Raw genomic sequence first — 10,858 nt, 5'->3', positions numbered from 1 at the left:
TGCCACCCTAGCGTCGCTGCGCTCCGACTGCCCGGCCGGATGGCCGTGGAACAGGTGGCCGGATGTGCGTGGAATGCCCGGCCGGATAAGCGTGGACTGGGTGGCCGGATGGCGTGGAATCCGCAGCCCGACATCCTCATATCCACCACTGCCGGCGTTTTTACACGGTCTGGGCCAAAAGCGGACCTCCCCCCAATTAGACAAAAATCTGCGGGCTGAGCGGACAGCTATCGCACGAGCCACAGCAAGGCTTGCCCCGCATTGAGTCCCAGTACTGACGTTCGGCCTCTTCCCAGTCGCGCAACGCTAAAGCTAGCTCGGTGGCTTGCTTTGCATGGTCATGACAGCGTCGAATTCGTTTTGGAAGGCGTCGCCCATAGAGGCCGCAGAAGCAACGCCTTTTTTGGTTGATAACCCGCTGGGGCTTTTCCCACACGCTGAACAAAGGCGTTGTGCCGGAGAGCACATCTAGGATCGACCGGCCCTTGGACGTTCTGCGCTTGAGCGCTAGTTGATCTACCGGAAGAGCATTGCCGATCCTGCCATTTAACGCTCTCACAGCCTCCTGAACTCGAAGCTGATGTCGAGCTGCGTCGCCGTGCGCCCATGCGGAACGATTTGGCCATCTACGCAGAGTGCGAGCTCGCTCTTGAAGCTTGAGATACTTGTAGATTGTCTCAAGCCACGCGCGAGCGGACGGCTCATCTATAACAGGAAGCGGATTGGCACCAGCATAAAACAGACAGAACGTACCGTCAGAGTTAATGTGGCGTTCGGGGCAAAATCCTGGCAGGTGATGTGGCGTGTGTTCGCGTGCTTTGACCCATTCACCGGAGTGGTGTAAATGCAGCTTGTAGTGAAGCGCTCTTCCGTCCACCAGCCGAATTGGCAGATCAAGCATTGCTGTCTGCGCAGAGGTAGTCACACAGGTCCCCCCGAAGTCAGGGGTGACCTGCGCAATCAGGTCTAGAGCTGTGCTCAACGGCTGCGGTCTACGTTTTGGAGGGAGTGGGGCTGCACTTTACGCTCATCTGCGCGAATAATTGCGGCAGAACCCGCGTAGGCTTCCGAGCGAGCTTGCTTCGCTGATGTGTCCCCATCATCTGCCAGGGCTTCGGTGGCTTCGTTGTAGTCCAGGTGCGACGTCTTGCGACTCTTTCCGAACAAGCTCTGTACAGCTTTGGATGCTGCGTCGTAGGCTGCTTGCCCGATCGCGGTTTCTACACCCGTACACACGCATTGGCGATTCTCAGACTCGATCACGCTGCGCCCGATAGCGCAACGAACTCGGTTGCCCTTGGTGCCCAAGCGCGTGACGGCTATAGGCCCCAAATCGAAGCCAATCGCGAGACCAAGTTCGCCGGTTTCAATGTTCTCGGCCTTCAAACGCTCAATTGCCAGGTTAAAGCTGCTGCGAAGCGCACCAGCCAGCCGTGTGGCCTCAGATACAGATTTCTCTTCGTCAGTGGTATACACGGTGCCGTCACAGGACAGGGCTTGCACGCAGTCTCCAATGAAGCGCACTCGGCGGCCTTCGAAGTCGGAGGTGACGACCCGCTCCAGCTCTGCGCGAATGACGTGCAGTGTCCGCACGACATCATCTGTTTTCTCGTTGATGTGCTCGGCTACGTAGGTCGTGAATCCATCGATATCCGCATAGAGGCTTACCATCTCCTGCCGCTTCGAGTTGCCGGGGGTCAGCGCATAGATGTCCATATCGCGCAGAGGTGGTGTTTGGCGGGAGAACTGGTAACCACCGAGTGGGTTCTTCTTCAGGTCCTCACGCCACTCTTCGACGATCTCGTCGGACGTGACATCCAGTTTGGCCGCGTCCTCACACGCTTGAACCTCTGCCGTGGTTAGGGCCGACTTTTCGGGAGCCTCGCTTTCGGCGAGGCCGATGGCCTTGCGAGCATTGTTTGTCAGATAGATGCCCTTGGCCTTGTTGTTGCTGGCCAGCTTTGCTGCATGGTTTGCAGGGTCGCCCAGGAACAAAGGTTCCCGGTTCCCACTGCGGCCATTGTTTACAGCGAGCGCCAGGCCGGTATCGATGCCAATACGAACCTTCGCTGCGGGGATCTGTTCATCGTCGTCACCTGTCTCTGCGAGCACGTCGATGATCAGTTGCGCGGTCGCAACGGCACGCTGGACACGCTTCGTCTCTGCACCGGAATCAGTGTTGTACGGTTTGGTGAAAAGCGAGTGCAATCGCTGGCTATGGAAGTCGACTCTGCGTGCATCAACCTTGTTGAGAATCCGCTTGACCGCCCGGTAGTGCTGGTCGAGGAAGCGCAGCGTCCGCTTGTGGCATTCAACGCCCTCGGTTTTAGTGATGTTCAGCATGTCTTCGAGATTCAAGATGTCCGCATACATGTGGACACCATCGACGCGGTACGCGGTGCTGGTCGGAATAGACTCCAGCGACATGTCGCGCACGTAGTCCTTAATGGTGACCTCCTCTACATCAGCGATCTTGCTATCGATGTGTTTTGCAGCGCGATCGTGGTTCCAACTCTTACTCATCGACCTCTCCTTGGGGCGGTTGGGCGCGCTGCAATGCGGTAGGCAAGCGCATGCCAAATTTGCTTAGTGACAGCTCGTGATTACCGCGGCCCTAGCTCGGCGAATATGGTCCGCAGCTCATTGCAGGCTGGCGACAGGGCCGAAGGCAGGAGTTTTGCGTCTGTCGTTGCTCGGTATGTGAGGGTGGTCAGCCCTTTCAGGTCTGACGGCAGATGGATCTCGTCCCCCCTTGGCTCAATGAGGAAGGTCCGTTTCCTGCCAAAACGTCCCACGAACATACCCAGCTCGAAAATGACATTGTCGCGGGGCGTATTCTTGGTTTCCTCGCGGATCGTGACGGCGTCGTCTGGCTGCGCAATTGCGATGGCAAAGTCGCACTCGTCCAGCTGCTCTTCGAGACTTTCAATGGCGTACTGCGACGCGCGGAAAACACCATGTGTCCAGGTTTTCACGAAGAGTTTCTCGTGCTGGAGGTGGCTCTCGATCGCCCTAGCAATGGGGAGTGCTTCGACCGAGCAGATGATGAAAACGTGCGAGAACTCATGGGTAGGGAGCACCAAGTCATTTCGCTGATGTAGCCGATCGATGAGTTGGCGAGTGACTTGTCGCCAAACTGAGGGATACGCGTCCGCAATGGACTTGAAATCTGCCGCACTGACCTTCAAGACAATCGAGGGCTCGGTGGCCCCAACTGTGGCCGCACGCTTGGCTGTTGCGACCAGAGCAGCCATCTCTCCGACGTGATCTCCGCCTCCCCGTGTTGCGACTTCACGATCATGGACCTTCACCTGGAAGTGCCCTGTGATGATGAAGAACACGTCGGAGTCCTCTGCGTCTTGCGTGATGAGTACCGCATCCTTGGCGATCGCCTCCAGCGTTCCTACTTCCGCAAGGCGGCGTGCTAAGTCTTGATTTCCGAGGACCAGCTTCTGTTCAAGCAGTACTTCCTCGAGAACGGCACGACCTGACGCCCCTGCAAAACGATCGATCAACTTTCCAGTAGTCATGATGGCGAGCATTCCCTTGCGAAGATGTTGGGGGTGTTAACCCAAATGGAGCCATACGTGCCGTTTTCAAGAGAAAGCTCAAGAAAAGATCGAAGTGGCCAGCAGCAACTGGCCAATCTGCGGCTCACGCTTGTGGTTGGGCATGGCTCCATCGGCAATCCTATTGGACCGATGGTCGAGCAGACTGATTGTCGCCATGCGCCGCCAGATTCGGGACAAGGCCTGAATCAAAAAATCCGGCATCTGCCGGGCTCCTGGGAGGCATTTTCACCAGCTAGACGTCACCGCTAGCCGTCCGTTGCGTCGAGGCTTCGTGCTTTCGAGCAAGCGCTGGCGGAATACGGCAAAGCGAAAGTGGCAAAAAAGCTTGCTGGGACGAAAGATTGCGTCCTACGCGCCGGCAGTGATCTAGCACATGCCGTCCAGCAGATGAAGGAACGGGTGGAAGCGGAGGAGAAGGAAGGGCTGCTCTTTCATGTCGATGATCAGATTATCTCGCCCTACCGTTTCAGCGAAAAGCTGACTGTGCGTGTTAGCTACCGGTGGCGCCAAGCGATCGAGGATGATTGGACGTACGGCAGCATTACTTTTTCTTACGACTCTGCCTCGCGTCCCGACTCCGCCCTGCCAACCCCCAAGCGGAAGCCGAGCGCTACCAAACTGGATCAGGAGCGACAGGAAAAGCTGTATCGCGTATGGGAGTACCTGAAGAGTTTGGCGCTCTACTCGGTTAGAGAGTATTTCAGGGACGGAGGTGACGGAAACACTATCCCGCCAACCATCCAGGCCAAAACCGATCCCTACAGCCTTGGACTCAACAATTACAGTGCTCAGTTCTGGGGTGAGCATAATGCTCCAGCTTCAGCTAAATAATCCTGCCGCACTAAGCTCCTGCAACCTCCCACCAAGAAGAATCACTACTCAGCCACTAGAACTCCGCAGGATGACTATTAAGTGACCAGCCTAGCTTATTACAACAACCAACCCAGAAATAGCCTAATAAAAAGCCAGACGGACTACTTATCCACCTGGCTTCATCATACTTATGCACTACTCATCGAAAACTGGAAAAGCACAGCCAGCAAACAAGAGCAATTACAGATCGTCGAACGATACTTTTTCTTCATCAACAGTAGCAGGCGCGACTGCAGGGCCACTCATCAGCTTGCTGCGAATTTTGCCTTCAATTTCACCCATTACCTCTGAATTTTCTTTCAGCCACTTCATTGTATTGGCGCGTCCTTGCCCAATCTTGTTACCTTGATAACTGTACCAAGCGCCCGACTTTTCGACAAAGCCATTGGCAACGCCCAGGTCAACAATCTCACCAGCCTTGCTGATTCCCTCACCATAAATAATGGTGAATTCAGCTTGCCTAAATGGCGCGGCAACCTTATTTTTCACAACTTTAACGCGAGTTTCGCTACCGATCACCTCATCGCCTTCTTTTGACGCACCAATTCGACGAATATCCAGACGAACCGAAGCATAAAACTTTAGCGCGTTACCACCAGTCGTAGTTTCCGGATTTCCAAACATAACCCCGATCTTCATCCGAATCTGGTTGATGAAGATACACATGGTATTGGAGTTTTTCAGATTCCCAGTAATCTTACGCATTGCCTGGCTCATCATCCTCGCAGCAAGGCCTACGTGACTATCGCCAATTTCGCCTTCAATTTCAGCTTTTGGAACAAGTGCAGCCACGGAGTCGACAACTATTAAGTTAACGGCACCAGAGCGAGTAAGAATATCAACAATCTCTAGAGCCTGCTCCCCTGTATCCGGCTGCGAACAAAGGAGATCATCAATATTTACTCCCAGCTTCGCAGCATAAATAGGGTCTAGAGCATGTTCGGCATCAATGAATGCACAAGTCAGCCCTTGACGCTGAGCCTCGGCAATTACTGAAAGGGTAAGAGTTGTTTTACCAGAGGACTCTGGGCCGTAAATCTCAACGATTCGACCACGAGGCAGACCGCCAACCCCCAAAGCAATATCAAGACCCAAGGAGCCAGTCGAAATAACATCAATATCCATCGTGCGGTCAGTGCCTAACCGCATGATCGAGCCTTTACCAAACTGCTTTTCAATCTGACTAAGAGCTGCTTCTAATGCCTTATTTTTTGCCTGATCCATGTTTATCGACCACTTAAATTGAGTTAATCAGTTGATCTCGATCACCTTAGGGCGTGTCCCTCACAAACAGAAAGGAGACCTCCTAAGTGAACCACCTTTAGGCCGCCATGGGGACTACTGCATTCTGCAGGCCGACATGGGTGTCACCCATCTCGCCTTCGATTTCCGCCTTGGGCACCAGCGCCGCCACGGAGTCGATGATGACCACGTCGACCGCATTGGAGCGCACCAGCATGTCGGTGATCTCCAGCGCCTGCTCGCCGGTGTCCGGCTGCGAGACCAGCAGGTCGTCGACATTGACGCCGAGCTTGGCAGCGTAGTCCGGGTCCAGCGCGTGCTCGGCATCGACGAAGGCGCAGGTGGCGCCCTGCTTCTGGGCCTCGGCGATCACCGACAGGGTCAGGGTGGTCTTGCCCGAGGACTCCGGACCGTAGATCTCGACGATCCGGCCCTTGGGCAGACCGCCGATGCCGAGGGCGATATCCAGCCCCAGCGAGCCGGTGGAAATGGCCGGGATTGCCTGGCGCTCGTGGTCACCCATGCGCATGACCGCACCCTTGCCGAACTGACGCTCGATCTGACCCAGGGCTGCGGCCAGGGCGCGCTTCTTGTTCTCGTCCATTGAAGTCCTCTCGTTTCAGAGCGGCCAGCCGGCCACGATTAACTGTATAATTAGCCAGTATTATTCCACAGGGCAAGGCACCCGCCTACCCCTCGACAGGATTTTCCCCTGCCGCCAGTCGCAACAGGCCCCGCAGCGCGCAAAGCACCGCCTGCTCGCGTACCGCCTGGCGATCACCGGCAAACTGCTGGCGGGAACTGAAACTGCGCTCGCCATCCTGCCAAGCCAGCCAGACGGTGCCCACCGGCTTGTCCAGGGTCCCGCCATCCGGCCCGGCGATACCGCTGACCGCCACGGCCAGCTGGGCGCCGCTGTACTGCAAGGCACCCCGGGCCATGGCCTCGACCACCTCGCGACTGACCGCACCGACCGTGTCGAACAGCGCCCCAGGCACCCCAAGCTGCCGAGTCTTTTGCCGATTGGAATAGGTGACGTAGCCGGCCTCGAACCACTGCGAACTGCCGGCGATGCGCGTGATTGCCTCGGCGATGCCGCCACCGGTGCAGGACTCGGCGGTAGCGACCTGTAGCTGGCGCCTCAGCAAGGCTTCGCCCAGTTGTCCCGCCAGCCGGGTTATGCAATCCATGAGTGTCTCCGGGGTTAAGCCTGTCCGGGCGATACCGTACACTAGCTTCTTTTGCGACTTGAAGCCGGACCGCGATGAGCAACAGCGATTTTTCCGCCCACACGCCGATGATGCAGCAGTACCTCAGAATCAAGCAGCAGCATCCCGACCAGTTGCTGTTCTATCGCATGGGCGACTTTTACGAGCTTTTCTATGCCGACGCGCAGAAGGCTGCCCGACTGCTGGACATCACGCTTACCGCCCGCGGCCAGTCGGCAGGGCAACCGATCCCGATGGCCGGCATCCCGTTCCATTCTGCCGAAGGTTACCTGGCTCGCTTGGTAAAACTGGGCGAGTCGGTAGTGATCTGTGAACAGGTCGGCGATCCGGCCACCAGCAAGGGGCCGGTGGAGCGCCAAGTCGCCCGCATCATCACCCCCGGCACGGTGAGCGACGAAGCCCTGCTCGACGAGCGCCGCGACAACCTGCTGGCCGCCCTGCTCGGCGATGACCGCCTGTTCGGCCTGGCGGTACTGGACATCACCAGCGGTCGCTTCAGTGTGCAGGAAATCAAGGGCTGGGAGCCGCTGCTGGCCGAGCTGGGACGCCTCAACCCCGCCGAGCTGCTGATCCCCGATGATTGGCCAAGTGGTTTGCCCGCCGAGAAACGTCCCGGCGTGCGTCGCCGCGCGCCCTGGGACTTCGACCGCGCCACCGCACTGAAAAGCCTGTGCCAGCAGTTCGGCACCCAGGATCTCAACGGCTTCGGCTGTCAGGGCCTGACCCTAGCCATCGGCGCCGCGGGTTGCCTGCTGCTGTACGCGCGCGACACCCAGCGCAGTGCCCTGCCGCACATCCGTAGCCTGCGCCACGAGCGGCTGGACGACACGGTGATCCTCGACGCCGCCAGCCGGCGCAATCTGGAGCTGGACACCAATCTCGCCGGCGGCCGTGACAACACCCTGCAGAGCGTGGTGGATCGCTGCATGACCGCCATGGGCAGTCGCCTGCTATGTCGCTGGCTGAACCGGCCGCTGCGTGATCGAAGCCTGCTCGAAGGCCGCCAGCAAGCCATCGGCTGCCTCCTCGACAATTACCGCTTCGAGAACCTGCAGCCTCAGCTCAAGGAGATCGGCGACGTCGAGCGCATCCTGGCGCGTATTGGCCTGCGCAGCGCCCGTCCGCGCGATCTGGCGCGACTGCGCGATGCGCTCGCCGCCTTGCCGGATCTGCAGCAGCACATGCACGAGCTGGAGGCGCCGCGCCTGCAGGAGCTGGCCGGCAGCATCCGCACCTATCCGGAGCTGGCCGAGCTGCTGGCCCGAGCGATCATCGACAACCCGCCGGCGGTGATCCGCGACGGTGGGGTGATCAAGCGCGGCTACGATGCCGAGCTGGACGAGCTGCAGCTGCTCAGCGAGAACGCCGGCCAGTACCTGATGGATCTGGAAACCCGCGAGAAGACCCGCACCGGTCTGCCCAACCTCAAGGTCGGCTACAACCGCATCCACGGCTACTACATCGAGCTGCCCCGCGTGCAGGCCGAGCAGGCGCCGGCGGACTATATCCGCCGCCAGACGCTCAAGGGGGCCGAGCGCTTCATCACCCCCGAGCTCAAGGCCTTCGAGGACAAGGCGCTGTCGGCCAAGAGCCGCGCGCTGGCGCGGGAAAAGCTGCTGTACGACGCGCTGATCGAAATCCTGATCGAACACCTGGGCCCACTGCAGGACACTGCGGCTGCACTGGCGGAACTGGACGTGCTGAGCAATCTGGGCGAACGCGCGCTGAATCTCGATCTCAACTGCCCGACTTTCGTCGACGAACCTTGCCTGCGTATAACCCAGGGCCGTCATCCAGTGGTCGAGCAGGTGCTGTCCACACCCTTCGTCGCCAACGACCTCCGCCTCGACGACAGCACGCGCATGCTGATCATCACCGGACCGAACATGGGTGGTAAGTCCACCTACATGCGACAGACTGCGCTGATCGTGCTCCTCGCCCATATCGGCAGCTACGTGCCAGCACAGGCCTGCGAGCTGTCGACGGTAGACCGGATTTTCACCCGTATCGGCTCCAGCGACGATCTGGCCGGCGGGCGCTCGACTTTCATGGTCGAGATGAGCGAAACCGCCAGTATTCTGCACAACGCCAGCGACCGCAGCCTGGTGCTGATGGACGAAGTCGGCCGCGGCACCAGTACCTTCGACGGCCTTTCGCTGGCTTGGGCTGCCGCCGAACATCTGGCACGGCAGCGCGCCTTCACCCTGTTTGCCACCCACTACTTCGAGTTGACCGTACTGCCCGAGAGCGAATCGCTGGTGGCCAACGTGCACCTGGACGCCGCCGAACACAAGGAGCGCATCGTGTTCCTGCACCATGTCCTTCCAGGACCAGCGAGTCAGAGCTACGGCCTTGCGGTGGCACAACTCGCCGGGGTGCCCAACGCGGTGATCGTCCGTGCCCGCGAGCATCTGGCACGCCTTGAACAAACGAGCCTCCCCCATGAGTCCGTTGCAAACCCAGCCAAAAAAAGCAAAGACGTACCTGTACAGCCTGATCTCTTTGCCGTCCAGTCGCATCCTCTGCTGGAGGAAATTGAAAGCATCAATCCCAATGATCTGACGCCACGCCAAGCTCTCGAGCTGATATATGCTTGGAAGACGCAGATATAACCAAGCGATTGCCAAGCTGCTAGAATCCCGCGCGCCATGCCGTGGCTGGCTGGCGCCTGCCCGTCTGAGGAGATAAAAGAACATGACCTTCGTCGTTACCGACAACTGCATCAAGTGCAAGTACACCGATTGCGTGGAAGTCTGCCCGGTGGACTGCTTCTACGAAGGCCCGAACTTCCTGGTCATCCACCCGGACGAGTGCATCGACTGCGCGCTGTGCGAGCCCGAGTGCCCAGCCCAAGCTATCTTCTCGGAGGATGAAGTGCCGGAAGATCAGCAGGAATTCATAGAGCTCAACCGTGACTTGGCCGAAGTCTGGCCCAATATTACCGAGAAGAAAGATGCTCTGGCCGATGCCGAAGAGTGGGATGGCGTGAAGGACAAGCTGCAGCACCTGGAGCGCTGATCCTCCAGCACTCCGAGTTCTGCGCCATCAAGGGCCCCGGCAATTTTGCCGGGGCTTTTTTGTGCTTCTTCGCGGGATCATGGGAAAGAGGTTTGACCGTCGAGAGTGTCAGAATTTCTGTGTAATCGACCAGCAGGCTGCAAAATTCAGGGGCTGCATCCACAGCCTCTCCGCCCAGGAAGCCGACCCTGCCACGGAAAGCGTTACCGTCCAACAGCACCTCACAAGCCCCACAGCCGACCGCGGCCTCACACGTCCTGCCTCCGCGCTCCGCCTGCAGCAGCTCACGGGAGACTTGAGCGAAAACGCTCCACGAACCCAATCTACCAATAAACTGATCATCCACAATGCTGTGCTCCCATTTCTTTTCAGGAGCCAGCCGGCATGATGCGCCCGAGCGCCAAGGTCGCGAAGGTCTACATCTACCCCAAGCCCGCCGGCCTCCGGAAAGAGCTGCACGACGCCGGCTGGCAGCGCACGCTATTCTTGGAAAGCCGCGCCGCACGTACGGTGGTCCTGTGGAACCCGTGGATCGACAAGGCCCGGCGCCTGTCGCAGTTCGCCGAGGACGGCTGGCAACGCATGCTGTGCATCGAGACCGCCAACGTCTGGGACGACTGCGTGCAGCTCGCCCCTGGCGCCCGTCACAGCTTGGATCTCTGCCTGTGGAGCGAGGCGATTGTGAGCCCGCAGTGAGTCGTCTGCCGCGACCCAACAGGCGTGCTCGGCTGCCCACGTAGCCGAGCCTGTACGGGGAGGCCGCAGAAGCGCGGCGCTCCCAGGCAGGTTCCTGAGGATTTTTCCGCGCCCAAAAGACGAAACCCCGACCAGCTGAGCTGATCGGGGTTTCTGTAGAGGTGCTTGACGATGACCTACTCTCACATGGAGAAGCTCCACACTACCATCGGCGATGCGTCGTTTCAC

At 58.8% G+C, this 10,858-nt stretch carries 10 protein-coding genes and 1 pseudogene; 4 read left to right on the top strand and 7 right to left on the bottom strand.

Going from position 1 to position 10,858, the window contains the following annotated elements; genetic code table 11:
* Positions 1-196: 196 nt before the first annotated feature.
* The 4 genes from KRX52_RS21085 to KRX52_RS13085 all read right to left on the bottom strand — a co-directional run bounded on the left by KRX52_RS21085 (position 197) and on the right by KRX52_RS13085 (position 3,773).
* Complete coding sequence (locus KRX52_RS21085) at positions 197-925, bottom strand: E2 domain-associated cysteine-rich protein (RefSeq protein ID WP_367890546.1); 729 nt, start codon at positions 923-925, stop codon at positions 197-199.
* Positions 926-978: 53 nt separating this feature from the next.
* Complete coding sequence (gene pycC, locus KRX52_RS13095) at positions 979-2,523, bottom strand: Pycsar phage resistance system uridylate cyclase PycC (RefSeq protein WP_217682170.1); 1,545 nt, start codon at positions 2,521-2,523, stop codon at positions 979-981.
* A gap of 80 nt (positions 2,524-2,603) precedes the next feature.
* Positions 2,604-3,530, bottom strand: coding sequence for a Pycsar phage resistance system effector protein PycTIR (gene pycTIR, locus KRX52_RS13090; protein ID WP_217682169.1), 927 nt, complete (start codon positions 3,528-3,530; stop codon positions 2,604-2,606).
* A gap of 78 nt (positions 3,531-3,608) precedes the next feature.
* Positions 3,609-3,773 carry a hypothetical protein gene (locus KRX52_RS13085; protein ID WP_217682168.1) on the bottom strand — a complete coding sequence of 55 codons (165 nt, stop codon included), beginning with the start codon at positions 3,771-3,773 and terminating at the stop codon, positions 3,609-3,611.
* 111 nt (positions 3,774-3,884) lie between these two features.
* Between KRX52_RS13085 and KRX52_RS13080 the strand changes: the two genes are divergently transcribed.
* The gene (locus KRX52_RS13080; protein WP_217682167.1) at positions 3,885-4,403 is read left to right on the top strand and encodes a hypothetical protein; all 519 of its coding nucleotides are present in this window, start codon (positions 3,885-3,887) and stop codon (positions 4,401-4,403) included.
* A 222-nt stretch (positions 4,404-4,625) separates the two neighbouring features.
* Here the strand turns inward: KRX52_RS13080 and recA are convergent, their stop codons facing one another.
* The 3 genes and pseudogenes from recA to KRX52_RS13065 form a co-directional block, all read right to left on the bottom strand.
* Positions 4,626-5,669: a recombinase RecA gene (gene recA / locus KRX52_RS13075; RefSeq protein WP_254797582.1), complete on the bottom strand. Its 1,044-nt coding sequence runs from the start codon at positions 5,667-5,669 to the stop codon at positions 4,626-4,628.
* Positions 5,670-5,772: 103 nt separating this feature from the next.
* Positions 5,773-6,291, bottom strand: a pseudogene (locus KRX52_RS13070) (ImuA'/RecA-like NTPase); the annotation flags it as partial.
* Between the two features lie 85 nt (positions 6,292-6,376).
* Positions 6,377-6,877, bottom strand: a complete 501-nt coding sequence (locus KRX52_RS13065; protein ID WP_217682166.1) for a CinA family protein — start codon at positions 6,875-6,877, stop codon at positions 6,377-6,379.
* Positions 6,878-6,951: 74 nt separating this feature from the next.
* Between KRX52_RS13065 and mutS the strand changes: the two genes are divergently transcribed.
* The 3 genes from mutS to KRX52_RS13050 all read left to right on the top strand — a co-directional run bounded on the left by mutS (position 6,952) and on the right by KRX52_RS13050 (position 10,630).
* Entirely contained in the window at positions 6,952-9,528 is a 2,577-nt protein-coding gene (gene mutS, locus KRX52_RS13060) for a DNA mismatch repair protein MutS (protein WP_217682165.1), read from the top strand.
* 82 nt (positions 9,529-9,610) lie between these two features.
* On the top strand, positions 9,611-9,934 hold the full coding sequence (fdxA, locus tag KRX52_RS13055; protein ID WP_217682164.1) for a ferredoxin FdxA: 324 nt from the start codon (positions 9,611-9,613) through the stop codon (positions 9,932-9,934).
* Between the two features lie 384 nt (positions 9,935-10,318).
* Complete coding sequence (locus KRX52_RS13050) at positions 10,319-10,630, top strand: aldose epimerase family protein (protein ID WP_217682163.1); 312 nt, start codon at positions 10,319-10,321, stop codon at positions 10,628-10,630.
* Positions 10,631-10,858 lie beyond the last annotated feature (228 nt).

Origin of the sequence: Geopseudomonas aromaticivorans (assembly GCF_019097855.1) — a bacterium.
Taxonomy (GTDB): Bacteria; Pseudomonadota; Gammaproteobacteria; order Pseudomonadales; family Pseudomonadaceae; genus Geopseudomonas; species Geopseudomonas aromaticivorans.
Note: the sequence above shows the minus strand (reverse complement) of the source record. Positions and strands in the feature narration are given on the sequence as shown.